Origin of the sequence: Porphyromonas somerae DSM 23386 (assembly GCF_000372405.1) — a bacterium.
Taxonomy (GTDB): Bacteria; Bacteroidota; Bacteroidia; order Bacteroidales; family Porphyromonadaceae; genus Porphyromonas_A; species Porphyromonas_A somerae.
Genome location: NZ_AQVC01000004.1, coordinates 52149 through 77896 on the forward strand (window position 1 = coordinate 52149; position 25748 = coordinate 77896).

Annotated in this window: 19 protein-coding genes and 1 pseudogene; 3 read left to right on the forward strand and 17 right to left on the reverse strand. The window is 48.6% G+C overall.

Translation table 11 applies throughout. The features are described 5' to 3' along the window. Nucleotides 1–138 precede the first annotated feature (138 nt). The 4 genes from A3GK_RS0101305 to A3GK_RS0101320 all read right to left on the reverse strand — a co-directional run bounded on the left by A3GK_RS0101305 (nucleotide 139) and on the right by A3GK_RS0101320 (nucleotide 7679). Entirely contained in the window at nucleotides 139–1395 is a 1257-nt protein-coding gene (locus A3GK_RS0101305; protein WP_018027724.1) for a GIY-YIG nuclease family protein, read from the reverse strand. Beyond that, nucleotides 1392–3842: a DEAD/DEAH box helicase gene (locus tag A3GK_RS0101310; RefSeq protein ID WP_018027725.1), complete on the reverse strand. Its 2451-nt coding sequence runs from the start codon at nucleotides 3840–3842 to the stop codon at nucleotides 1392–1394. The genes A3GK_RS0101305 and A3GK_RS0101310 overlap by 4 nt, the downstream gene beginning before the upstream one ends. A gap of 67 nt (nucleotides 3843–3909) precedes the next feature. After that, complete coding sequence (locus A3GK_RS0101315) at nucleotides 3910–6648, reverse strand: class I SAM-dependent DNA methyltransferase (protein ID WP_018027726.1); 2739 nt, start codon at nucleotides 6646–6648, stop codon at nucleotides 3910–3912. Between the two features lie 605 nt (nucleotides 6649–7253). Beyond that, nucleotides 7254–7679: a type I restriction enzyme HsdR N-terminal domain-containing protein gene (locus A3GK_RS0101320; protein WP_018027727.1), complete on the reverse strand. Its 426-nt coding sequence runs from the start codon at nucleotides 7677–7679 to the stop codon at nucleotides 7254–7256. Nucleotides 7680–7772: 93 nt separating this feature from the next. On the opposite strand from A3GK_RS0101320, the gene holA reads away from it, so the two are divergent. Together holA and A3GK_RS0101330 are read left to right on the forward strand one after the other, a co-directional pair. Next, nucleotides 7773–8843, forward strand: a complete 1071-nt coding sequence (gene holA, locus A3GK_RS0101325) for a DNA polymerase III subunit delta (RefSeq protein WP_018027728.1) — start codon at nucleotides 7773–7775, stop codon at nucleotides 8841–8843. A 68-nt stretch (nucleotides 8844–8911) separates the two neighbouring features. After that, on the forward strand, nucleotides 8912–9505 hold the full coding sequence (locus A3GK_RS0101330; RefSeq protein ID WP_018027729.1) for an NUDIX hydrolase: 594 nt from the start codon (nucleotides 8912–8914) through the stop codon (nucleotides 9503–9505). A 218-nt stretch (nucleotides 9506–9723) separates the two neighbouring features. On the opposite strand, the gene A3GK_RS0101335 is transcribed toward A3GK_RS0101330, so the two are convergent. The 13 genes from A3GK_RS0101335 to A3GK_RS0101395 are packed head-to-tail and all read right to left on the reverse strand — an operon-like array spanning nucleotide 9724 to nucleotide 25259. After that, entirely contained in the window at nucleotides 9724–10905 is a 1182-nt protein-coding gene (locus A3GK_RS0101335) for an exo-beta-N-acetylmuramidase NamZ family protein (RefSeq protein WP_026161635.1), read from the reverse strand. Between the two features lie 11 nt (nucleotides 10906–10916). After that, nucleotides 10917–12851, reverse strand: a complete 1935-nt coding sequence (locus A3GK_RS0101340) for a hypothetical protein (protein ID WP_018027731.1) — start codon at nucleotides 12849–12851, stop codon at nucleotides 10917–10919. A 7-nt stretch (nucleotides 12852–12858) separates the two neighbouring features. Continuing rightward, nucleotides 12859–14373 carry a zinc-dependent metalloproteinase lipoprotein gene (locus tag A3GK_RS0101345; protein WP_018027732.1) on the reverse strand — a complete coding sequence of 505 codons (1515 nt, stop codon included), beginning with the start codon at nucleotides 14371–14373 and terminating at the stop codon, nucleotides 12859–12861. Between the two features lie 16 nt (nucleotides 14374–14389). Then, entirely contained in the window at nucleotides 14390–15535 is a 1146-nt protein-coding gene (locus A3GK_RS0101350; RefSeq protein WP_018027733.1) for an iron-containing alcohol dehydrogenase, read from the reverse strand. A gap of 18 nt (nucleotides 15536–15553) precedes the next feature. Next, nucleotides 15554–17014 (reverse strand): dihydroneopterin aldolase, encoded by a 1461-nt coding sequence (gene folB, locus A3GK_RS10235; RefSeq protein WP_244860709.1) that lies wholly within the window; start codon nucleotides 17012–17014, stop codon nucleotides 15554–15556. Beyond that, nucleotides 17007–18044, reverse strand: coding sequence for a DHH family phosphoesterase (locus A3GK_RS0101360; protein WP_018027735.1), 1038 nt, complete (start codon nucleotides 18042–18044; stop codon nucleotides 17007–17009). The genes folB and A3GK_RS0101360 overlap by 8 nt, the downstream gene beginning before the upstream one ends. After that, nucleotides 17974–19347, reverse strand: a complete 1374-nt coding sequence (locus A3GK_RS0101365) for a DEAD/DEAH box helicase (protein ID WP_018027736.1) — start codon at nucleotides 19345–19347, stop codon at nucleotides 17974–17976. The genes A3GK_RS0101360 and A3GK_RS0101365 overlap by 71 nt, the downstream gene beginning before the upstream one ends. Next, the gene (locus A3GK_RS0101370) at nucleotides 19344–20150 is read right to left on the reverse strand and encodes a type 2 periplasmic-binding domain-containing protein (protein ID WP_018027737.1); all 807 of its coding nucleotides are present in this window, start codon (nucleotides 20148–20150) and stop codon (nucleotides 19344–19346) included. Before A3GK_RS0101370 ends, A3GK_RS0101365 begins: the two co-directional genes overlap by 4 nt. Nucleotides 20151–20164: 14 nt before the next feature. After that, nucleotides 20165–22447, reverse strand: coding sequence for a putative porin (locus A3GK_RS0101375; protein ID WP_018027738.1), 2283 nt, complete (start codon nucleotides 22445–22447; stop codon nucleotides 20165–20167). Then, nucleotides 22438–23781 (reverse strand): dihydroorotase, encoded by a 1344-nt coding sequence (locus tag A3GK_RS0101380; RefSeq protein WP_018027739.1) that lies wholly within the window; start codon nucleotides 23779–23781, stop codon nucleotides 22438–22440. Before A3GK_RS0101380 ends, A3GK_RS0101375 begins: the two co-directional genes overlap by 10 nt. A 16-nt stretch (nucleotides 23782–23797) precedes the next feature. Then, entirely contained in the window at nucleotides 23798–24565 is a 768-nt protein-coding gene (locus A3GK_RS0101385; RefSeq protein ID WP_018027740.1) for a polyprenol monophosphomannose synthase, read from the reverse strand. After that, on the reverse strand, nucleotides 24562–24939 hold the full coding sequence (locus A3GK_RS0101390; RefSeq protein WP_018027741.1) for a hypothetical protein: 378 nt from the start codon (nucleotides 24937–24939) through the stop codon (nucleotides 24562–24564). Before A3GK_RS0101390 ends, A3GK_RS0101385 begins: the two co-directional genes overlap by 4 nt. Next, nucleotides 24939–25259 carry an FtsB family cell division protein gene (locus tag A3GK_RS0101395; RefSeq protein WP_018027742.1) on the reverse strand — a complete coding sequence of 107 codons (321 nt, stop codon included), beginning with the start codon at nucleotides 25257–25259 and terminating at the stop codon, nucleotides 24939–24941. Before A3GK_RS0101395 ends, A3GK_RS0101390 begins: the two co-directional genes overlap by 1 nt. A gap of 263 nt (nucleotides 25260–25522) precedes the next feature. Between A3GK_RS0101395 and A3GK_RS0101400 the strand changes: the two are divergent. Then, nucleotides 25523–25748, forward strand: a pseudogene (locus tag A3GK_RS0101400) (hypothetical protein); the annotation flags it as partial.

Sequence of the window (25748 nt, forward strand, 5' to 3'; positions counted from 1 at the left end):
ATAACTCCCGCAAAGATACCAAAAAATAATTCCCCACACAAATATTTCTCGTCCCACACATTATATATATAGGTGTAATACCCGAGAGTGATCCACTCAGCTAGTGCCTATAGGAGGGCGTAGCCCATACGATAGGGGCTATTTACGGATGATCTTCTTACTCTCTTTGTCATACCTATACTGGGGAAGAGACCCATTCATCGCTAGCTGGATCGCTTGGTCTATTTCCTTAAGAGGGACTACAAACCATTCGCGGGGCTCTATCCGCTCCCCTCTAGGCCCACGCAACTCAACATCAAGGCAGGCCTCAGCAAAAAAACGGTGCAACAATCCCTCAAATTTATTGGCCACTAAATTGTAGCATTGATAAGTAGCCACTACCTCCACCTCGCTATAGAGATAGGTCGCTTCCTCTACTGCGTGTGCGATGCGATCCTCCACACTTTTTGTCGTCACACCAATCTTGTAGAGCGAAGGCATCTCCACCAACTTTGGGTGTTTTGTCCGTAGCACATAGATCCACCCAACGGCCCTATCCTCCTCGCTTACCACATTCGTTGCATCGCTATCCGTTTGATATACTCCTAGGGGTGTTGATGGACGCATCGCAGAGTCGGGTTCAGTCACGATTTTCCCATCTTGCAAGAGTATCTTCCCAAAGGAGCGAAAGAGCATGTTGGATTGTGTCGCATTTTCAAAAATTACCCGTAGTCGACCATCGACTCTCATACTAGATCCTGAAGGATTGTTTATTCGAATTTTTTCAGCATCGGATCGTTCCAAGTAACAGAGCAACCCACTAGATAGATAGAAGCACCCTTCTTGAATGTTTCTTTCAGCATCTCTAAATACAACTAGCTTCCTAGCCCCGCTCTTCAACTCCTTGTGTACCTGCTTAAAGAGCACTTCATAAGGTGCAAACTCCTCCTCTGGGATCGGTTCACGCTTAGCAATAAAGTCACTTTTCGCCCTACTCAGAATCGATTGATCTGGCAATTTGCTCACATCGAGGATAGAGGTATTGGTCTCACTCTCCTTAAGATCCAATAGACCCAAGTCGTCATCTTCAAGAAGGTCATCAAGCGAGACCTCTGGCTCCAATGGCTCTACATCACCCAGTAGATTGTGCCGATCCATCATCTTGAGTTGTCGCTTGCTTTGCTCATTAGCCCGTATGCCCTCCAATTGTGCAGCCAACCTCATGGCAGATATCTTACTTCCACCCTTAGCTTCTCCAGGTTCACACCCATTTTTATCTATATAGTCGTTGATCTCCAAAAAACTCTCTATGAGGCGGTCGTCATCCTGTCGAGGGGGTGCAGTAGGCTCCGGCTTTTTATCCAAAAGCCCTTGGACGTCGTCCTCAAATATTTCATCAAGTGTCCATCTTTTCATTGTGCCCCCCTCTTTCTTTTAGCTTTAGCATTGCGGAGAAATAGGAGCGCCTCTGCCAACCTCTTTTCATACGCATCCTCCGAGCGGATACTTGGTTCCTCTCCCGTATTTTTCACCCATGCCTTCACTTTCGGCCACAATATAGTCGCCTCCCCCTCAGTCATCTCAATGCGTGACAGATCTATCACATCTTGCACCGTCTTCAATACCTTCTTATCCACCGCAGTAGATAAGATGGCGAAAGCCTTTTGGAAAGGATTAATTTGGTCAATTAAGTCAATAGAGATATCATTGATATTTACAAAGCTACCCGCCATTTTGAGAAACTTCTTGCCCCCTTGCTCTACCTGCTCTCCATTCTTAACCACCATATCTACCACCACATGTTGGCGAACCGACTCCACCTCTTCGTCATCCAGGTCGGGGTACACCTCACGTATCACTTTAGGTATGAGTACTTGGTTGATCACCTCGGGGTCTAGAGTGCGTGAGGGCATAGCTACTAGCATGGTCTCATCCTGCAAGATACGAGCCTTCAGATCATTGAGGTCGGAGTCAATAATCTCCTTGGCTCTCTGTGAGGTAGGTAGCTTAAAGCCCTCTATCCTCAGCGTATTAGCACCATCGGGCTTCTCGCTGCTCTCCTCATCGTCCTTATCTAGCTCTTTAGGCTTAAAGTCATAATCAGGTGCCAGTACTTGCTCCATGAGCAAGGAGGCGGTAATGGCTTTCAGCATATTATTTACAGCCACTTTTACCTCATCATCACTAGCATCTGGTTGTGCAATAAGGTTGGTAAATTGTGCATGTGTCTTCCCCTCAGCATCTCTAGTGGTTCGACCTATTATCTGCACAATCTCGGTCAGTGACCCACGATATCCGATCGTGAGCGCCTGCTCACAGTAGGGCCAGTCAAATCCCTCCTTTGCCATTCCAAGAGCAATGATGATATCTAGGTCGTCTTTATCCTTTATCTGTCGGAGATAGGTGACCACTTTCTCGCGAATGGCTGGTGTATCCTCCACCAAATCTGCCACCTTCAGTAGACGTCCACTTCGTCGGCTTCTTACATAGTAGATCTTGCTCTCTTCATCCTGATACTCTATCTCCCCCAAGCAGTCGATTACATGGCTTACCTCCTCATGCTTTTGCTTTGATGATTCAGCCGAGTTGACGCTAGGAATGTGTACAATCGTTTTCTTGGACTCATCCAAGATCTCCTCTAGGGCAGATACTCCACTATCCTCTTGTCGCTTGTAGTACCTTCCTTGGTAGAAGTGGTAGCCAATTCCCAGTGACTTCAGGTACTCATACCCATTGAGCTGGTCGTAGTAGCTATAGGTGACTTTGGTAAATAGAGCTTCATCCTCAGGCATCAATACTGGCAAAGCATCTCCACGGAAGTAAGATCCGGTCATAGCTATAATATGCGCTGAGCTATCTTTGATGAGAGAGCGGACTACCTCTCCTAGCTTATTGTCGTTATCCGCAGAAACATGGTGAAACTCATCAATCGCCACCAGCATATTATCAAACACCTTGGGGTCGAGTCGCTCAAAAGCAAAGCGAAGGGTGGCGTGCGTGCAGAGAAGAATACGCTCCTTACTCTCTAGAAACTCCTTGAAAGTAGCTATCTTGCCAGAGTCGCCACCAGGGGTGCAGAGATTGTACCTTGGTGATAGATCCCAATCTGCTTCAAACCCATATTTAGCCAATTCAGTAGGCATGAAAGAGCTGGCAATAGAGCGCTCCGGCACAGCTACTATTGCTTTGGAGATCCCTTGGTGGATCAATTTGTCTAGAGCAATGAACATCAGAGCTCTCGACTTGCCCGAAGCTGGAGGCGCCTTGATCAGTAGATACTTAGCTCTTCGCTCTTCATAAGCTCTCGCCTGCATCTCACGCATGCCGAGCTCATTGGTCTGTTTGCTTTTCCCAGTTTGTTGATAGGTCACCTCTACTGTATTGATCGGTTGCTGGATAGGCTTTAGCTCTTTAGGGGCTGTGACCTCCATCTTCTCCACAGGCTTCTTCTCCCTTTTAGGAATAGCTATCGAAAAGCCTACACTATCATAGAGCTTCTCCCCTAGGACCAAATTAATCATATCAGGGTCTATATCTTCATGCCCTGTAAGCTCGAGATCTTTAGGGTAGCTTTGGCCATTGATCACCCATCCCTTTAGCCTCAGAAGCATACGCGGACTATTATGGCTATATCCGCCTTGTAACAGGAGGTACCGCTTTGGTTTCATTTCAGAGTAGCTCCCAACTTTACCCTTCTTGAAAAGCATACTGAAGTAATGATCTGTAAGATCGCGGTACTCCACATTTTTACCCTCCTCGCGGATCATGTGCATCCAATACTGGGAGATTGTAAGGAAGAGGATCTCTTCGTCGTTTATTCCAAGTTCAGTCACCTTGGCTTGTAGCTCAGGGCTTAGTCTCATACGCAGCAGTTGATTATCGGATTAGTTTGTAGTAAATATACTTAAATTAAAGGTAGGAGGAAAAGTACTATTGCTTTTTCTTGCGGGTGCGCTTGGACTTGGCAAAGAGCGTATGTCGCTTTGTTATCTCCTCATAAAGGTTGAAGAGTGTTTGTAACCGCTCACTATCACTATCGAATGGTGTAGAGCGGTAGCAGCGATCCACCACAAGGTCTAGCTCGTGGTGGGCATCTCGTAGCTCTTGAGGCATGGTGTCGGGGTCGTACATCCAAGCAATGCTCTTGCCTTGTCCCTCATAGAGTCCTCGTGCCGTCAGCACCTCCTGTACCTGTAGCCCGATCCGGTACTTATCTTTACTATTGAGCTCTGGCAGTGGAAATGTATTGTAGCAGAGCTTAGCTGAGTAGCGATATCGTGTTTCTAATTTGCCACCAACGGCATCTACCCAGACCATGTGCATCCGTGAGTGGAGCACTCCAAATAGCCAAACTGGTGGATCGTAAACAGCCATAGCTGAATCAGCAATGATATTGTCCTTATCTATGATTCCAAGTGGAATATAATCCCTTCTTTCAGAAGTGACACGTGGAATTAATATATAATCCTTATCTTCAGGTTGCGTAATCTGAGCAAACAGATGAGGTGTAGATGCTAGGTGTGGTCTGGCGGATTTCATTCGAACTTCCCTAACTAGATCAACACGTTTCTGGACAAATGGTAATAATTCCAGCTCATCCTTTGTTATTCCTACCAACCACAGGCAGTATCTGCTTTCTCCGCTTAAAAATTCTTTGGCAGAGATGAGTCTTTTCATCCACTTTTTTGCTGCTGGCTCGATTTTTAGAAACTCATCATATTGGCTTCTAGTAAAAAGTAGGTGCCCACCATCAGCAGGCATATTCCCAAAATTCATTATAGGAAATTCTGAAAGTGGTAGGTTTCGACTATCTACTATAATATCAGGAGCATCAATTAAGTATGCATTGATGTTTTTGGCTTCATGCCGTTCGTCACCAATGAATATATACTTTGGAGCATTGGACTTATTACGAAGTGCTACAATTATCACTGTTACACCAGCATTCCCAATCGCATTGTTGGTCCACTTGTAAGAGGTGTAAGCAAAACCTATCTCCAAGGTGTCATTCAGTACTCTAGGCCATGTGAGCCCCACCATAAGACCTTGGCATATTGAGTTTGTGGAGACGAATGCTAATGATATATTGGGGTACCCCTCAATGTATCTTGCCCCTTTATAAAACCAGATAGCTATGTAGTCCAAGCTCTTGTAATCCTTTCGGAATACCTGCTCTAAATCGGCTTTTTGCTCCTGACCTTGCTTGCGTGATCCGGAGTAGGGCGGATTGCCAATGAGGTAGATCTCATCATCGGGGGAGGTTCGAGGGCATACACTTTCCCAAGAGATCTGAGCAGCATTACCTACTACGATATGTCCAGCTTCGCGAAGGGGTAGGAAGGGATTGAGCTTGCCTTGCTCTGCCAATCGCTCCTTGAATATGCCATTCATTTGGTGCTCAGCGAGCCACAGTGAGAGCATCGCCACTTCGTGGGCGAAGTCTTTGATCTCAATGCCGTAGAATTGGTCCAGAGAGATGGCTGAGTAGTGAAACTGTGGCTCTCCCCGCTCCATCTCCCACTCCAATAGCGTAAGCAATATCTCAATCTCAAGGAGTCGGAGCTCCTTGTAGATGATGATGAGAAAGTTGCCACTACCACAGGCGGGGTCAAAAAACTTCATCTCACTCATCCTATTAATTAGGCGTATTAGTTTGCGCTCATTGTGTGCCTCTTTGTATTGCTCATATTCCTCGTAGAGCTCATCTAAGAATAGAGGTCGGATCACCCTCTTAATATTTTCTACTGAGGTGTAGTGCATACCGAGGTGCCCACGCTCTTCAGGATCGGATACCGCCTGTATCATTGAGCCAAAGATATCAGGATTGATCTCGGACCAATTAAGGCCACACGCATTGAGGAGAAGTTCGCGAGAGCGATGTGTGAAGCGTGGTATCTCTATCTCATCCCTAAATAAACCACCATTGACGTAGGGAAACTCTTGCACATACCGTGGAAGTGACTTTGCCCACTCGTCACGGGTATTGAGCCGAATGAATAGGTCCTGTAACAACACATCTACCCCATTGCCATCGGTATCGGTATTTTGGCTGATAACGTTTGTAAATATACCAGAGGGCTCAAATATACCAGTGTCCTCAGCAAATAGACAGAAAAGGAGGCGAGCTAAGAAAAGATTGAGGTCGTGGCTATGCCCCTCTCGCAAGTGTGGATTATCGTCGAGTAGTTGATCATAAAGCTTGGCTAGCTCGTAGGCAGCATTGCGATCGGCTTCATTATTTAGTTGCTGTTTGTACACCTCACCACCAATCAGGGGTAGGAAGAATTGGTAGAAATTAGGGAGGTCTTGGTAGCCGAACTCTATGTTTTGTTGTAGCTTGAGGTCTTTTCCAGCAAATCGATTGCCGTCGGTGAGTAGCACGAAGCGAGGCTTATACTTCAGGATTCGCTCTTCAGTGGCATAATGATCTACATTGGCTAGTAATCGGTCACTAGGGGCGGTGGTATAGAAAAGTTTGCCTCCATAGAGCACCTCACCTGATTGTTTGGAGCGGTTGAAGTCGCCATTGCGTAGCCGAGTGATGGAGGTTTTAGATATGCCATAAGCTAATAGCATCTCATATATAAACTCTTCGCCAATACCGCGGCCACTGCTCTCTATGTTTTCCGCAATTACCCGTAGGTTTGCCTCTATCTCTTTGGATGTCATATATCTACTGAGTGCTTATTAAGCTGGATTATTATGGGTGAGGTACTTTAGATCTATCCTTTGGCTGAATCTAATCGACTATTGGCAAATGTACTCAAACGCTACCAGTATCGCAAGTTTTGGAGGTAAAATTGATTTGGTATTAGAAAATGATTCAGTATGCCTAGATACTTAAAATAGGTTAATGTCTGTCGGGGAAGAAGGGGAGGTGGGGTGAAATGAGGGGGTTGTTGTATAGTGTTATAAACCAATGGGTTAGGAGGGTGGTGGTTGAGACCATATCTAAGCGATTGCTGAGACCGTATCTAAGCGATCGGCGAGTTGCAACTAAGCAATCGGTTTGTTGCAACTAAGCGATTGCTTTGTTGCATCTCAATGGAGACTCTTGTAGGGTGTTGAATTTCAGTGGGTTGTGAGGGGGTGCATGTGAAGTCCTATTTTGGGTGGATTTTTCACTTTATTTCACAGTTTTATGGGGGAGGTGCCTTATCGGACAGGTCGGACAGGTCAGACAGGTCGGACGTGTCGGGCAACGCCCAACTACACTTGTGATGGATAGGAGGAAAGGCTTGCCTTAAAGTCTTTTCTAGTGCTTGGAGTGGGGGTTAGCGGAGGGATTGCAGGAGCTGTTGGTAGGGGGGGATACCGGGTAGGGGGGTGGAGGGCTGTTTTTGGTACCCCACTTTGTAGAGGAGGGTTTGGCGCCCGTTGGAGAGGGCTATGTAGGGTACTTGTAGGGTGGTATTGTACTGGAAAGCTTGTTGGATCACTTTTTCGGAGAGTGGGATGTGTGGTGCCTTGTACTCTAGGATCATGAGGGGCTGTAGCTGTGGGGTAAATACGACGGTATCGCATCGGCGCGAGAGTTTGCCTACGGTGATGGTGTACTCATTGGCGATGAGAGTGGGAGGGTAGTCAAGTTGGTGTGTGAGTAGGTGTACGACGGCTTGGCGTACTCTCTCTTCGGGGGTGAGGGGGACTTCTTTCTTCCGAATGGGATCGTATATCATCGTTTGCTCAGTGGGTGCCATTTCCTTATTCTTTTTATTTCATTATATTTGTGATCTATTGGGGGTGTGCCAGCCCTTTTCGGGTGGTGCCTCTCTTATAAATAATGTAGTTGTATGCCCTATAGTGACCAACCACAGACGGTATTGAGCCGTCTTTCTCCCGACCAAAAGCCTTCGCCTATCTATATCTTGATGGGTGAGGAGGAGTATTTTATCGACAAGATAGAGAAAAAAATTGTCTCTACCTACCTTCCGGAGGCGGAGGAGGGTGAGGATGAGTCGGGATGGGGTGGATTTGACTACTCTCTTCTTTATGGCTCTAGCTGTGGAATGGACGAGCTTTTGGCTCACTGTCGGCGCTATCCTATGGGTAGTCGATATCGGGTGGTGGTGCTGCGAGAGGCGCAGGCTCTGCTCACGGCAGGAAGCCAACCGCCACTCTCTGCTTTGGTGAGCTTGGTGACGCACCCCAATCCTCATCTGATTTTGGTGGTGTCGATCAAGGGGGGAAAGCGACTGAATCGTGGTCATGCCTGGGTGAAGCAATTGGAGAAGTCGGCTCTTTTGGTGGAAAGTCCACGGATCAAGGACTATCGTTTGGAGCCCTATATTGCTCCTATGGCTGAGACCCATGGACTGCGGCTCAATCCTGCGGCTATTCAGATGGTGGCTAATCGGATGGGTGCCGACCTTCAGCGAATGGATAGCGAGTTGGAGAAGTTGGCTACTGCCTTACCTCTTGAGGCTAGGAGTGCGGTGACGGCGGAGATGGTACAGGCTTATACTGGTTGGTCTAAGGAGTATTCGGTTTTTGACCTTCGGAAGGCATTGGCCTACCGGCAGGTGGGCGAGTCGATGCGGATTGCGCAAGCCTTGGGAAATGATGAAAAGCGGGCTCCGATACAAATGATCTTGCCGCAGCTATTTAATTACTTTGCCAATCTGCTGATTGCTTTTTATGCTCCTAATCGGCAAGATGAAGGGAGTGTGATGCGGGCATTGGGACTATCGAGTAAGTTCTTTGTGAAGGAGTATATGGCAGGGTTGCGCAACTACTCTGCGGTGAAGGTGGTGGATATCATCAAGTATCTCAGACGGTGCGATGCCCGTAGCAAGGGAATGTATGGAGATGAGGGGAGTAGTGAAGAGATATTGCCAGACTTGGTGCTATTTATATTGAATTGAGGGGAGATGGTACGATGAGAACTATTTATGGAGAATCACTTTGAAATATTTATAAATTGGAATAAGCTATGAGTACACATGTGAGTAAAGCGATGAAGGAGCACAAGCACCCTTTGGCCGACTTTGGTTATTGTCCGAAGTGTGGCAGTGACCAATTTAAGGTGGAGAATGCCAAGGCGAAGAGGTGCGGAGGATGCGGATTTACCTATTATTTTAATCCCTCTGCTGCTTGCACCTGCTTCATAACCGACAAATTGAATCGGGTATTGGTGGCAGTGCGTGGTGCGGATCCTGCCAAGGGCACCTATGACTTGCCTGGAGGGTTTATTGACCCATATGAGACGGCAGAGGAGGGAATGGCACGTGAGATCAAGGAGGAGACACGAATCTCTGCCCTATCAGGGCTGAGGGGAGGTATTGTGGATCCATTGAGGTATCTTTTCTCACTTCCCAATATCTATCTTTATTCGGGTTTTGAGGTCCATACGGTGGATATGGTATTCCATATGGCGGTAGAGTCGTTGGATCCTTACATTGGTATAGGGGGCGATGATGTGGCCGAACTGAAGGCGATCCCATTTAGTGAGCTGGACCCTGAGACGTTTGGACTGGACTCTATCCGCAAGGCGGTGGAGATGGTGAAGAGTGCCCGCTACTTCTAAGTGAGCGGGTATCTTGTCGATGGTGTGCTTTATCGGACAAGTCGGACGTGAGTAAAAAAAAGCATCCGACAGGGTGCCATTCAGATAGCCCCTGGTCGAGGCACGCAGTGCCGATGACCAGCGGGTAGCGATGTAGACCATAACCTACGACCCTTGCGGTTGCACTCAATTCTCCTTGATGGGATTGTGCGACCACAAGGGTCGATTATTTGCGGTGATCATTGTTCGGTGTAATCGGGGTAGAGGAGGTAGTGGGCGCGGAGCTGCTTGTAGGCGGTGAGATCGCTTTGCCAGCTTTGGCGGATCTGGTCGGCGGTGAGGCCTCTTTGAATTTGCAGGCGAAGCTTTCCATTTCCAGCTAGGAGGTCGAAGAGCTTGGGGCGTGCAAAGAAGCGGATGCCGTGGGTTTGGCTTATTTGGTATGCTTCGATAATGAGGGGTAGGTAGATGCCCTTTGGCCATTCTTGGGATTGAAGGGTGGGGCCGTAGCAACGCTTGCCACTGTGCTTGGGTTTTGTAGCTCCCTTTGTGGGCTGCGGGGTGAAGGTGTGATTGCCTAGGTGGCGATTGGGGTAACCAATTTGCTCAAAGGGGTGTGAGGTGCCACGCCCTTCGCTCCAGCTACTGGCCTCGAAATAACAGATGGTGGGGTAGCAGTGTATCGCTTTGTCGGAGCGGAGGTTGGGGCTTGGTGGAAGGGGTAGAGAGTAGGCTTGACCGTGTTGCCACCCTCTTACGGGGAGCACGGTGAGCTGTACTTGGACTTTGTTTTTGAGCCACCCTTCGCCATTGATCATCTGGGCTGCCTCGCCTAGGGTAAGCCCGTGGACAGCGGGGATCGGGAGTAGGCTGACGAAGGAGCGGTACTTCGTGAGCTTTCTGACGGGCCCATCAATGGTGTCGTGTGGATTGGGGCGGTCGAGCACGAGGAGCGGAATCTGCTCTTCGGCACACGCCTCCATAAGGTAGGTGAGGGTGCTGATATAGGTGTAGAAGCGGACGCCTACATCTTGGAGGTCGAAGATCATTAGGTCTATGCCTTTGAGGTCGCTTGGGGTGGGCTTCTTTTTTTGTCCGTAGAGGGAGATGACTGGTAGCCCAGTGGCACTATCTTTGCCTGAATGGATGGTAGCTCCGGCATCGGCGGTGCCACGAAGTCCGTGCTCGGGGGTGAAGAGCTTGGTTACTTGAACGCCTTTGGCAAGAAGGGTATCGACGAGGTGGGTATGCTGGGGATTGGAGAGGATACTGGTGTGATTGACCGTGAGGGCTACTCTCTTACCAGCTGTATAGGTAAGTATTTGCTCAATTTGATCGGCACCCATCTCTACTTGGGCTGAAGCAGGGTAGAAGAGGAGGAGAGTAAGGAGCATTGATAGATGTAGGTGTATTGGTCTCATGCTGTATACTGTTATGAAAACTTGAAGATGACTACTTCGTAGGGGGCAAAGAGGTAGTGGAAGTGGCTACTGAGGCGCAGTCGCTCTTGGGTGACGCTTTTTTCGTAGTGGACAAAACCGGCTGGGGTAAGGCTGGTGGTGGGTTCTGTGGAGGTATAGGAGAGTATCTCTACTGAGGTGAAGTTGCTATTTTTCCCCTTCAGTTTGATTTGGTAGTGTAGGGGGTGACGGGTGACATTGACTGCCTTGAGGTAGTAGGTCTTTTTCTCTTTATCGGCGGTGAGTGAGGTAATCACATCGCTCTGGAGACTGTTATTGCTATCCCATCGGCAGAGGTTTTCGCCACGAAGCTGTGTGAAGTCGCAGAGGTATTGGTAGAAGAGGGTGGGGTGGAAGGTGCCAGACTTGGCCTCTATAATAGGGAATTGCTCCTCGAGATCGGTGGCAATGAGTGGGGTGAGACCGAGGGCTTGGAGGTAGGGGGTGCGTCGCTCTGCTAGGATTAAAAAGGCGGCACGCAGGGCTAGAGGTGGTAGAAAGTAGCCCTTGGTGTAATCGGTGTCAAAGGTGGCTTCGCTCATCATCTGTGGGTAGAGTAGCTGGTCGCGCTGGGTGATGAGGGAGTCGATGTGGGCGAGGTTATTGTAGGAGATCAGGGGGAGCACGAGATCGAATGGGTAGTCGCTATACTCTTTGTAGGGCGATCTATCTGCAGCACTGATGAGCTGTAGATTGGGGTAGATGGTATCGAGCTTATCTAGGAGCTGCGTCAATCGACGGTCGTATTCGGCACCTCCAAGTCCGTACCCAGGCTGTATGGCGACTTGATGCTGGGGGGCTTTGGCGATCAGCTGCTCGATGTAATCGATCCGTTGGGGAAGTAGCTTGATATCCTCTATCCTCTGTATGGTGGATGGGTCGGAGAAGCCGAAATTGGCTACGATGATAGGAGTGCTATGGAGCGCATGGGCTAGCTGTAGTAGTTGTGGGTAGCCGAAGTGGTGGGTATATTCATTTTGATTGAGTGTCCAAAGAGGAGCCAGTAGCTGTATGCTATCAAGGTACAGAGGGTAGTTGCCCGGGTAGAGTCCATTGGCGGTAGCTCCAGCGGGAAATCTTACAAAGCTAGGGTGAAGATCGGAGAGTAGGGCGTAGAGATTTTCATCTAGTCCATATCGCTCTTTATACCCTACCTTTTGGAGCAAAAGATCGTCAATGGTGACGGTAGCACTGCTTTGGCTTGTCCAATAGCTGATGCTATCTCTTTGGACAAGGTAGGGCTCGCCCTCGGTGGCTTTGATCTCTAGAAATAGTGAGGGGGCGGCATCTGCTTGGGTTACCTTTAGCTGTCCGACTAATCTGCCACCCTCGGAAGTGGGGGTGAGGGTGAGGGGGGTGCTTAGTTGCTTCATCTCGGCATCAACGAGTGTGGCAATAATGGTGGCGAGTCGAGTACTTTGGGCAGTGAGGGTGAGGCGATAGCTCTCTCCAGGGGTAATCTCTACACCTCTGAGGTTTTGCCGAATGCCTACTAAGCTATCGGTGCTACTGACGTGCGCTAGTAGGTAATGCTGTGATTTATCGCCGGAGATGCCGATATTTTGACCAATCAATTCCCAACCAAAATGCTGTTCGGGTAGTGGGTAGGGCAGTCTGGAGCCATTGGGAGTGACGACTTCTCCCGTCGCTCTATCATATCCACATCCCTCTAGGTGGGAAGCCAATTCCCACCCTCCATTGAGGAGTAGGTTGTTGCTCAATAGATCCTTGCCCCCGCTTCCAGGATCTAGGGTGACCCCAATAGGTAGCTCACCTCTATAGAGTGTGGGAAGGTCGGTATCGATTATAATGACCCCCACAAATGGTTGTCGCGACTCACAGCCTACCATAAGGAGTGTGAGGAGCGTGAGCAGAGCTGATATTTTCCTCGTACTTGGGTGCACCATATCGCCTCTACCGTATAAGCTGTGTACGGCAAGGAATTGCCACGGGGGTACCCTCTACCATTACGCGTTGGTGGGGTGAGTAGCCCTTGAGTAGGCTTCTAGGTGATGCCACTTTGATCCCTGGTGTGGTGTAGGTATTGTAGAGCACCTGTCGCATACGACTGACTTGGTTGGGTGTCCACTCGTCGCTGTGGCAGAAGTCGTAGTCCATTATATTGGTGGCTTCGAATCGCCCGCTCTGGCAGTCATTACGCATCAGTAACCCGATTATCTGCACTAAACTGGTGGTCCCCGAAGCAATGATATCTGCTCTACTTTCCTCGTATTGTTTTCGATTGTAACTTTGTGTATCGGCACAATAGTCGGTGTCGTCGCAGCTATCTAGCAGGAGGTTGCCATCGGAGCCTACCACCTCAGAGAAGGTGTGATAGAGCCCGAGGTAGTGCCCTAGTTCGTGGGCTAAGGTGTTTTTCCCTAGGTCGGCTTTGAGAAAGGTCTCCTTCCAGGTACGCCACTCAAAACCATCGGAGTTGAGGGTGATACAGTGGTTGTAATTGGAGAATTGGTCAAGACCGCCATGCTCTTTGATGTACTGCTCTTCTTGGCTACCGAGTTGCTTTAGTCCCTCAATGGGTGCTGAGGAGAGGGCAAGGGGCATGTGTGAGATGCCCATCACTACTTGGTCTGCTCGCTCTTGGTGGCGGGTGAAGGGGAATACGTAGATGTTGATGTACTGCTTGATGGGCCACGCCATATCGTGGTAGCGACCACCAGCTTTGTCACTCATGACTACTTTCGGGTCGAGTGACCGCTCTTCCATGGCGATGGCATTGATGCCGGCAGGGCTTTGTCGGGTGCCGTCGGGCTTTTCATTGGCCAGCTTGAAGCGGATTTTGGTCTCAAGAGGGAGATGATAGACGTCTTGCTGGCCTTGCTGATATTTCCTTTTGATACCTCGGTAAATCTCATTGCCTACTTGACGAGGTTGCTGGCCAAAGAGTTGGTTGATATACTCTAAGATAACTTGGGCATCGGCACTATTAAGCACATACTTTCGGCGTAGGGTATCGGTATTATTCTTATCCGCCTCATTGTATAGCACGTGGAAGATGACAGGGATTTCGTAGAGGACGGTTTCAATATTGGTATCTCCACCCAACTGCTTGACCTTGACAGCAACGCTTTGGTTACTGGTGCTAAAGGTCAGCTGCCCTGTACGCTCTTTCCCTGTGAGGTTGGGTGTCACTTTAATGCCAACTACGGTACGGCTAATGCCTCCCATCTGACTATTGGTGGAGAGCCAAGAGGCATCGCTATTGACCTGCCACTCTTCGGGCGAACTGATCACTACCTGAAGGCTTTTTATGGTGGTGTCGGTGGGGTTGCCATTGGCATCTGCAATCAGCTCCTCTAGTGATGCCGATAGCTCTTTGATACTGGTCTCTTTGGCACAAGAGGAGAGGGCTATCGCCAAGAGTAGCAGTAAGGGGCTCAGCAGAAGTGGTAAACTGGCTCTTTTCATACGTCAGATGCTTTTATTATTTCATTGAATCCTCAATGATGAGCTGAATCTTATCGGGTGTGGCACTTTCAAGGGTGCCTAGTGGAGTTCCACGCTGGTGGAAGCGACGAATCATCTCCTCAGCCACTTCGGAGGCAATCTGACCCTCTTTCATTGAACTGGCAAGGCCAAGGCTATGGATAAACTTCTCTACCGCTTGCAGGGTAGCCTGGACGGTGGCATCGTTATCTAATCCACTTATGCCGAATACCCTTCGGCCCATTTGGATGATCTTATCCCGCTTCTCTGGTAGCATTACGCGCATCACGGAGGGTAGGAGCATCATGAGAGACGCACCGTGCGTTACCCCTGCAAGGGCGGTGAGCTCGTGTCCCAGTCGGTGGGTTAGCCAATCTTCTTCAACGCCCATTGCTAGGAAGTAATTAAGCCCAAAGGTAGCAGAGAGCATATACTCGCAAGCGGTATCGTAGTCGGTGTGATCTTGAATCAGGCGAGGGGCTATCTCTAGAATATTGAGTAGCAACCCTTCTGCCATTCGATCCATCACGCCACTCTGACCAGGAAAGGTGAGGTATTGCTCAAGGGTGTGCATAAAGGCATCGGCGATACCGCAAGCCACTTGGTGTTGGCTGAGGGTGTAGGTATAGGTGGGATCGAGTATGGAGAAAACAGGATGTTCCCCGACCATTGAGAACTTCTCTTGGGTGGCTCTATTGGAGATAACGGCACCTGGATTCATCTCTGACCCGGTGGCTGGTACGGTGAGGACGGTACCGAGTGGAAGGCACTCTCCCCTATAATAGGTGGTGACCATCTCCCAACAGTTCATAGGGGCTTTAACTCCCATCGCTATCGCTTTACTGGCATCTATCACTGACCCACCTCCTACGGCAAGGATAAATGTACACTTTTCGTCTCTCGCTGTGGCAATGGCTCGGTCGATGGTGGCAGCATCTGGATTGCTCTCTATGCCACCAAAGGGGATTATCTCGTAGCCCGTGAGCTGTGAGATGACTTGGTCATAGATGCCATTTTTGATGATACTGCCTCCACCATAAGTGAGGAGTATCTTGCTCCCTTGAGGGATCTGCTTACTTATCTCTTTGATGCTTCCTTGACCAAATATCAGTTTGGTGGGATTGCAAAATATAAAGTTCTTCATATCAATATCAACCTTTAGTTATGCTTTTCTATAGTGGGCTGTTGCAGAGAAACTGACCCCTTCGCCATCAAAATTGGGAATAGGAGGTGCCAGCTTTGTGATCGCTAATGTGGCACTGGTGAGGAGGGGAAATTCGGTGCCTAGTCTCTGGAGTATTCGATAGGTGAGTGTCTCAAGCAACTCGGTGGCTATCTCCATCTCCTGCTGAAGAATTTGGTAGACTTCGGCGTAGTTGATCCCTTTCTCTAGATCACCACTCTCCATCACCTCAGCAGCGGGGAAGTGTAGTGTGAGATTGACTTCAAAAGTATTGCCCACTTGCTTTTCGTGGGGCAGTAACCCGTGGTAGGCGAAAAAGCTAAGCCCGCTAAGGGTAATGGTATGCTGCGAAGTGCTAAAGCTAGGATGTGCAATAGTCTCTTTATCTCGCTGTATCTCAAGGGAGTCTTTATGTACCAAGTGGTAAAGCTGCGAGAGTAGGTCTTGGGGTATTTGATACTCTTCGGCAGTGGCTTGTAGCTCTTGTAGTCGTCGCTGATACTGCTCCTCTTGGAGAGGACTTAAGCTAAGCTCTCGCTTCACCTTGGCGATCTCCTTGGAGAGAAAGCGACGATAAGCAAAGCGATCAATGAGCTGATGGTCAGTGGTGGTAAATTGATCTCTAAGCAACTCCAGCTGTGCTGTGTTGGAGGGGGTGGTGGTTCGGAGCAATTCCGCTAATTCGTCGGGGGTGAGTTGCTGAGCTGGGTCGGTAAGAGCTTTGGTAGGGGTGATATGGCTCTCGAGCATCAGCCCATCATACTGTAGGAGGTAGGCAGTTTGGAGAAGCTTTGGAAGATAGGCTTTGTCTCCTGCAATGTGGCTAGGGTCTAGATAAATGGGGATATTTGGTGCCACCTGACGCACTTCGGATATCAATTCCCATAGCGGAGTATTGCGAAGTGAGGAGTGGGTCCCGATATCAAAGCCCCGATGTATCAGTGCAACCTTTTTGGAGCCTGCGTCAATCAGGCGTAGAAGTGCCCCTAGCCATAGGTCTAGGGAGGGGGAAAGCGGATTCTTAAGAAGAACTGGTAGGTCACAGCCCTTTAGTGCCTCTGCTATCTCCTGAACGGCAAAGGGACTGGCTGTGGTGCGTGCCCCAATCCATACAAAATCGATGCCGTGCTTAAGTGCCTGCTCTACATGATGGGAGTTGCCTACTTCTGTGCCAATGAGCATCCCATACTTCTCGCGTACTTCGGTAAGCCAAGGCAGCCCCTTTTCGCCTACTCCCTCAAACTGTCCGGGGTAGGTACGAGGTTTCCAAATACCAGCTCTGAATAGCTTCACTCCATGGTGGCTTAGTGCCTCAGCAGTGGCGAGCACTTGCTCCCGTGACTCCGCACTGCATGGTCCTGCAATCAGTTGAGGGGTATTCTCTGTGGTCCATTCTTTTGACCAGAGAGGTTCGGCAGCGAAGTGAAGCAGGTCACTCATCTTCATGGCTTGGGTGCATTATTTTGATCGCTTCTAAAACTATCTTGGTAGTCTCTGCGAGAGAGGCGTAGACCTCTGCTCCAGCAGCATTGAGGTGACCTCCGCCATTGAAAAACTTCTTGGCAAATTGATTGACCGGGAAGCTTCCCTTGGAGCGAAGTGATATTTTGGTGTACTTAGACTGCTCGTGGAGAAAAATGGAGAAGAGGATCTCCTTAGCAGCAAGTGGCTCATTGACCAATCCTTCGGTATCTCCTACTTGGTAGTCAAACATCCGCTTGTCCTTTTGGCTCATTGTGATGATCGCCGTATGGTATTGCGGATAGAAGGTGAGATTATTATCCAGCAAGTGGGCGGAGAGGCGTATCTTATCTATTGAGTAGCTACGATTAATGTAGCTAGATATTCTGTCTTTCTCAAGGCCACAATTGAGCAGCTCAGAAATGGTTGTGTAGAGCTTTGGGTCTTGAGAGTTGTAACTAAAGCCACCTGTATCCGTTACCATTCCTGTATAGAGACATTCGGCCATGGCTTGATCGATATACTCCTTGTAGCCAAGGGCTTCTATTATCTCAAAGAGGAGTAAGCAGGTAGCTGGCTTCTCGGGGTAAGAAAAGCAGAGATCTACATCACTAGTGGGGTGCAGGTGATGGTCTATCATCACCTTAAATGCAGTGGCACTGGCTAGAGCACTCTCCAATTGCTCCACTCGCTTTAGCTCATTGAAGTCCATAAGGAAAATAACTTCCGCTTCTTGGAGGGCTTGGGTAGCTTCCTCGGGTTGGTGCTTTGCGATGATCGCTTCATCAGCCCCCTTTAGAAATCCAAAGCTAGGGGGAAAGTCGGTAGGATGTACCACCTTTGTAGTATGCCCCAGCTTTTCAAGAAGTAGCGAGAGGGCAAGGGTGGAGCCGAGAGAATCTCCGTCGGGAGATACGTGTCCTATCAGAGTGATCTGCTTAGGAGTTTGTAGCTGGCTTTTGAGTTGGTTTAGCTCCTCTTCCTTGAACTTTATTGTTGTTGGCTCCATTTCTTCTCCTTCTTTTATTGTTTTGAGGTCTTTGTTGTGACCCTCCTTTTCGGTTTCTGTTTCGATTGTTATTCCTCCCTCGTCTTTGATTGCGAGGCTTTTCGTTTGGTTTCTCTTGCTCTTCGGATAGCGCAACGAATCCTTCTGGCAGGCTGTTTCGCTGTACATTGTACCCCAAGAACTTTTCAATATCTATAAAGCGGCCTTTATCTCGTTGATTGACAATGGTGATGGCAGCTCCACCTAGATTGGTCCCTCTAGAGGTACGACCGATGCGGTGTACATAGTCCTCAGGGTCGGAAGGGACATCGTAATTGACAATTAGTTGGATATCATCCACGTCGATTCCTCTTGATAGAATATCCGTAGCCACAATGATCTCTATATGTCCATTCTTGAAGTCGTTCATCACTTCATTACGCTCCGATTGGTCTAGGTCGGAGTGCATTTGTGCCACCTTGTAGCCATTGCTACGAAGTAGTCGGTAGGCCTCTTTGACACGATCCTTAGAGCCAAAGAAGACGATGGACTTAGTCTCCTCTCTCTCCTTAAATATCTGTGTGAGAAGTGCTAGCTTTTCATCCTCTTTGCAGAAGTAGACACTTTGGTCAATCGACTCTGGTGGACGAGAGATAGCAATATTTATCTCTACTGCATTCTTAGTAATCTCCTTGGCAAGTCGGCGTATCTTATCAGGCATTGTCGCCGAAAACATCACCGTCTGTACATCTTGTGGCAGTAACTTGTAGACCTCCACAATATCATCAAAGAAGCCCATATCTAGCATTCGGTCGGCCTCATCAAGCACAAAGAAACTGACACGTGAGAGATCTACAGTGTTGAGATTGATATGTGAAAGCAGGCGCCCTGGAGTGGCGACAATAATATCTGACCCCATACGCAAAGCCCGCTTCTGCTGCTCCCACTCAATGCCACCAGTACCGCCATAGATAGGTACTGCACTCACCCCGCTGACGAAGTAGGAAAAGGCATCAATCTGTCGGTCAATCTGCTGTGCTAGCTCTCTCGTCGGTGCCATGATGACAGCATTGACATACTCCTCGGGATACTCGCCCGACGCCAGTTCGCTTAGAATTGGTAGCACAAAGGCAGCGGTCTTTCCCGTACCTGTCTGAGCACACGAAATCACGTCTTGCCCCTCAAGTATATGGGGAATAGAGGCCTCTTGGACAGGTGAGGGATGATTGAACCCCATCGCATCTAGCCCATCCAATACCGTTGGATGAAGTCCAAAGGAGTAAAAGTCTTCGTGCTTTGTAATATTATCTCTGTCTATATTCATTTATTCTCTAATTCATTGATTATTTCTAGCCACTCTTGGCTCCCCCTCTTGGCGATAATCGCACTATCTATTGCTACCTTGAGGCTATCTGCAGTCGCATTCACTAGCCATACCTGCTGTAGCTCAAAGCCAATGCCTTTGGAGCTTTGTAGCGTGCTATCTACTGCCACAATCGCATCGGCTAGGTTTTTATCGCAGATGAGGTAGTCGATTTCCCCCTTAGAGAGTTTTGTCGCCAATTGCATCGTAGGTAGCTCGCTACTCTCTATTGATAGGCTAGGGTAGTTGAGCTCCGCTAGGTTCTCTACAATCGTAATGGCAGCCTGGTCTTCCTGTGACACCCATACCGTGACCGGCTCCTCTCCAGTAAAGTTTGCCTCCCAATTGGTATTACTCGCCTTGTGGAGAAGATTGAAGCTAGAGGTGTAGAGCCATTCAGTAGGCGTTGTGCCCTCAATTTTATTTGCCATAGAGAGAGGCATAGTGGTAGCATAAAGCTGCACCTCCCCTTTTTTCAACTTTTCTATTGCCTCGCCCCTAGTGGCAAAAGGCACTATTTCATATTCCCTTTGCGGTAAAACTAGCTCCAATAGCTTCTTGGCACGCCCCGTCATCTCCCCAAGAGAGTCTACTCTAAGCCCATCAGGCGAAAGGTCGACAGCCACTTTGACAACCGTTGAAGTGGGCTGATCCGTCTGTCGTTGAGCTCTACGTGTGGTAAAAACCCACATGAGGAGGGCTGCGGCTAAAATGGCAAAGCCATTAGCAATGGTCACGCGCTTGGACTTAGAGAGTTGAGACATCGTATCCTTATTGCTTAGTTTCTTAAATCAACTGCGACGCCCATCCTCAATACTGGTGGGTAAAGCGGGTAGTTGGGCATCGTGAAGTGACTCGGTTTGAAGAGTAGAGCCCCTACATTGTAGTACTTTACGAAAAAGCGAGCCCTCTTGAGGTGGGCATTGACGTAAGCATTGAGTAGAGGGGCTTCACCACCAATCTTAATATCTTCTTGCGGTCTAAATTGCTGGGTACTTGGCTCATAGTAAGGTGCGTAGTAGGCGGTATGCCACTTGGCATCTGCCCCTATCTGTAGGGTCATCACCTTAGCTACTAGGAATTTAAGATAAAAGTTGGAGTAGACGGAGACCATAGGAAGTGAGGTGATGTCATGGTGGCTACTACTCTGCCAAATGACGCTATTCTCCCAGTTAAGTATCTTCCAGCTGAGGTTTTGATCCAATCCAACTGAAATGACCCTCGTATTCAACTCCGTCTGCACTGGTATGCCCTTTACATCAGGGGCAATGGGGTTTTGAAGCGTCTCAAAATTGGCAAAGATTCGGCTCTTGGTGAAAGGAATATTCATTGAGCCTCCCACTCTGAGCAATTGTATCATCTTGAGCGACCTATCCCACTCGTGGAGACTTGCTTTGAACTTCCTAAGGTAGTAGGAGGGTTGGATATTTTGGAAGTCCACATTTGCCGAGACCGTCACTGTATGTCCCAGTAGAGGGATGTGGGTATTCAATTGACCACTCACCTCCACCTCACCAGCTTGTGCTCCGATGAGAGCTACCTGTCCCCACGCATAGTAGTCAAAGTACTTAAAGGAGTTACTACTGATGCGACCACCAACAGATAGACTGTTTTCGGTCGCTTCGTTTTTCTCCACCTCATCTATTTCTAGACGCTGAGCATCGGCCCAATTCATAAGTGGCTGAGAGTATTTACGGTAGTCATGAGCCACAAAGGCAGCGATGCCCATCTTTGCCCACTTCTTAAAGCCCTCCAGCACTTCCACACCTACCGTATTGCTAATGCAAAGGGTAGAAAAAGAGTCATTGGGGAAGTATCGTGCTCCTGCCGGCCGAGGAATGACCGGATTGGGGTACTCTTTTTCAAAAGCAGGGTCAAGAGAGACCCACTCTCTTCTCCCCTTCTCTAGCTGAAAGTCGTGAAATATGGCAGCAACAGGCACAAATACCCGATTCGCCTTTTCTGCCTCCGCCTCATCCTCCTCGTCTTCCGTAGGTACTTCCGCTTGCCCAGAGGATTTTCCTAGTCGTCGCCTCGCAGGCCCTTGTGGGACGGGGGTTGTCGTGAGGGTATCTACTGGCAACTCCAATGGTGCGGGCATAAGACTATCCGTGGGTAGGCTACTTGCTGTTTCGGTTGGTGGTAGTTGGGTAGACTCTTCGGGCAAGGGTAGCTCTGACTTCATTTCCTCTACCTCTTTATCTAGCCTATTGCCCTCCTTATCCTGATAGTAGCCAAATCGATACTTGTGGTGAAAGCGACCCGAGCCATAAACCATCCTATTCCACGTGGATTTATAGCGTGTAGGGATATCCTTGGGGAGTAGGGTACGCCGACCATCCATAAAGTCATCGGGATTGGTCACGTACCGCATATCGGTAATACCTCCACTCTCCTGATTGGTGGCATTGGTATTGCCCATCGAAGCGTAGGCTTGGTATCGGTCGCCCCGATAGTAGGAGAATACCCGATAGGTAAAGTTTTTACTGCTTGTTTGGGCATAATAGCCATTGGCATAGTCAATATCAATATCGCCACCCAAGCTCCACTCCTTGCCGAGGTTGGAAGAAAAGGTGAAGGTGAAGTTTTGCTCCTTATTCTCATTATTCCCCACGGTGAGGTACTTCAAAAAGGTGTAGGGCGTCTTTGTGTCGTACCATTGCATCCGTTGCTTATTACGGAATAGATGACCATAGGGTTGGGTAAAGAAAAACTGCCCCCACCGATTGATAGGGCGATCAAAGTAGATTTTTGATTGATAAGGCGAGGCATAGGTGCCGGCATAAGCTTCTGCCACACTAAGCCCCTCTATAAATGCACGGCTATGGTAATTGAGCATCATCGTATCTACCGATGCACTCTGCAAGTCTCCTGTTCGTGGTGTAAGGTAAAAGGAAAAGAGACTATTCAGGCGATCTCTGTCCGAGTCGTCATAGTCATCTTTCTTCTCTTTTCGCTCACGCAGTTGCTTGTCCATATCTATCTGTGCATAGGATTCTATGCCAAATAGAGATAGGAGTAGGGCGAGAAGAAGTATTTGGTACCGTGGCTTCATCTCCATTCCTTGTGATTAAACGTAAGTGGGCGAGCAACTTTCGGTAAGTCAGCTACTACTGCACCATCTTTGACTACCTCAGTGCCATTAACAAAGGTTGAAACGACACTATGCTCAAAGGTGTGCCCCTCTAGTGGGCTCCAACCACACTTGCTAGCAATGTTGTCTTTTGAGACCGTCCAAGGCTTATTAGGATCGACCAACACCAAGTCTGCAAAATACCCTTCACGGATATATCCACGCTGCTCCACCTCAAATAGGTCGGCTGGGTTGTGGCACATACACTCAACCACTCGCTCTATACTGAATACCCCTTGGTCGGCTAGCTCTAGCATCATCAGCAGTGAGTGCTGTACCAGTGGCCCTCCTGAGGCTGCGGTAAGTGCACCGCCCTCCTTTTCAGAGAGTAGGTGTGGAGCGTGGTCGGTGGCAATGATATTGAGCTTGCCACACCTTACGGCCTCTCTTAGGGCCTCTCTATCTTGAAGGGTTTTGACGGCTGGGTTCCACTTGATGCGGGTACCAAGCCGTTCGTAGTCTTGATCCGTAAACCAAAGGTGATGAACACAGACTTCTCCCGTGATGTGCTGGCTCTCGTCCAGTAGCTCCAGCTCCTTAGCCGTGCTTAGGTGGAGGATATGTAGCTTAGCTCCAGCCTCCTTGGCTAGTTGGCTAGCCTTTAGGCTACTTTCGTAGCACGCTTCAGCACTCCTAATAACGGGGTGCCACTTTACATCTGGGTCGTTGCCCACTTCGGCAATGACCTTAGCCTTATTCCGCTGAATCACCTCCTCACTTTCACAGTGAGTGGCGATAAGTAGAGGAGAATCTCTAAAGATAGCTCTTAGGGCATCGTCGTGGTCCACCAGCATATTACCCGTTGAGGCACCCATAAACACCTTCACCCCAGGCGTGTATTTCCTATCTACTTGTGTGAGGAGAGGGGCATTGTCATTCGTAGCACCGAAGTAAAAAGAGTAGTTGGCAAAGGAGCTTTTCTTTGCGATCTCCATCTTGTCCTTCCACGCCTCTAGGGTGATGGTTTGTGGCATCGTATTGGGCATCTCCATAAAACTGGTCACGCCACCAAGAATAGCAGCACGACTTTCTGAGGCGATATCCCCTTTGTGGGTGAGCCCTGGCTCACGGAAGTGAACCTGATCATCAATCACCCCTGGCAGGCAGAGAAGTCCCTTTGCCTCAATTACCCTGTCGGCAGTTGGTAGCTCGTCCCCGCTTGTGTAGATGCGAGCTATCTGCTCACCTTCGATCAGTATAGAAGCATTCTCTAGTCTCTTCCCCTCGTTGATTATATTCGCTCCTTTGATTAATATAGACATGGTCTCTCTCTTTCTTTTATTCCTCTAGTTGCACACTTCCTTTCTGTGGAAACTTTCGGGTCATCCCCCACCAACGCAGTTTCAGCACTCCGAAGAAAGCTTCACCAAAGATGCTACTATTCATCTTGCTAGTGCCGTGTACACGGTTGACAAATACAATTGGCACTTCAGTCAGCTTGAACCCGCACATCTTAGCGGTATACTTCATCTCGATCTGAAAGGCGTATCCCTTGAAGTGGATCTCATCCAGATGGATGGTCCGAAGCACCTCAGCTCTATAGCAAACAAAGCCAGCGGTAGCGTCATTGACCTTCATCCCTGTGACGATGCGGACATACTTCGAGGCAAAGTAGCTCATCAACACCCTACCTAGTGGCCAATTGACCACATTGACCCCCTTCACATACCTTGAACCGATGGCTAGGTCGGCACCTTCCACGGCACAGGCTTCGTAGAGACGGACCAGATCCTTTGGGTTGTGGCTAAAGTCGGCATCCATCTCAAGGATATAGTCGTACCTCTTCTCAAGAGCCCACTTAAAGCCTGCAATATAGGCGGTGCCAAGCCCTTGCTTCCCTTCGCGTTCTAGGATATGCACCCTCTCAGGGTATTCTTCAATGATCTTGTGAACCTCCTTAGCTGTGCCGTCGGGCGAATTGTCGTCTACCACCAGCACCTCAAAAGGTATTGGTAGGTCCATCACCGCCTCTATGATTGCTCTGATATTTTCAATCTCATTATAGGTGGGAATGATTACCAACCTTCTATCGCCATCTCTAGTCATGACTTGTTCTCCTTTCTCAAAGCTCTATCCTTTGCAAATAGAGCGTAGATATAAAATACAGTGGCTACTGCAAATAGTGGCAACCAAATATTGGAGCCTTGGATCATAAAACCACCAGATACTAAATAGATCAATAGCCCAATGAACGTCATGCGATCCAGCCGACGAATCCTTTTCTCCTCGCTACCTCCTTTGCTACTTATTTGCAAAAGGGTCGCTATTGCAGCCATGCCACCACCTATTGCTACCAACCAGCCACTATAGGGTTTTGTGTAGTCGGGCTCAAATAAGATAGCCCCAATCAATACCAAAATAGGACCGATTGTTTGTAGGTTTCTTACCCACCTATTGTCATATTTAGTATGCTTACTCATCACTTAAGTAGGTAAATTTCTTCGTCCTCCTCCTTCATTAGGTACCGCTCTCTAGCAAATTTCTCCAAGCGGTCTCTCTCAATCCAGAGATCCTCTTTCGCCACCTTAGTTTTCTCTATCTCCCTTTTCAACTCTCGTATTTCTCGCTCTTGTTTGTCAAGGGTACGGCTGTACTTCAGCTGAGTCCAAACACTTGTATTGCTGGGAATAATGATCTTAATAAGAAACAATATAGCAAATAGCAGAAAAGGATTGACCCTTTTCAGCCATCGCCAAACAGCCTTGCCCACGGCAGAAATATGACTTCCAAACTTGCCCATAACTACCCTCAAAGATACCAATTTATTCCGATAATAAGAGGGCCCCATCCGCGTAATCAGGGGCTACCCATTAGAAAGGTCTTGCCATGAATGACCTCCCCTCGTGGGAGGTCAGACGGATCATAGCCACTAGTCGAGGCTCGTAGAGCTGATGACTAGGGGAGCAAAAACCGACCCACCCCCACCCTTCGACCCCTTGTGGGTCGGACAACCCATTCTAGGATGTCTTGTCCTAGAAAAAGTTGACTCATAGATAGATTTTTATGAGTAAGTTTGTAAAAAGGAGTCAACTCCAGAAGATTTATTTTGACCGAGTTATTCACCTCTATTTTGAGGAAAACTTAGGTTACACCCAGATTTCACACCTTGTTCCTATTGGTAGGACTACGATCCTGGAGTGGGTTCATAGGTACCTAGATTCTGGGTTAGACGAAGTTATAGAGATGAAGGCGAAGAAAAAGAAGAGACAAGAAGAGCACCGCGGATATC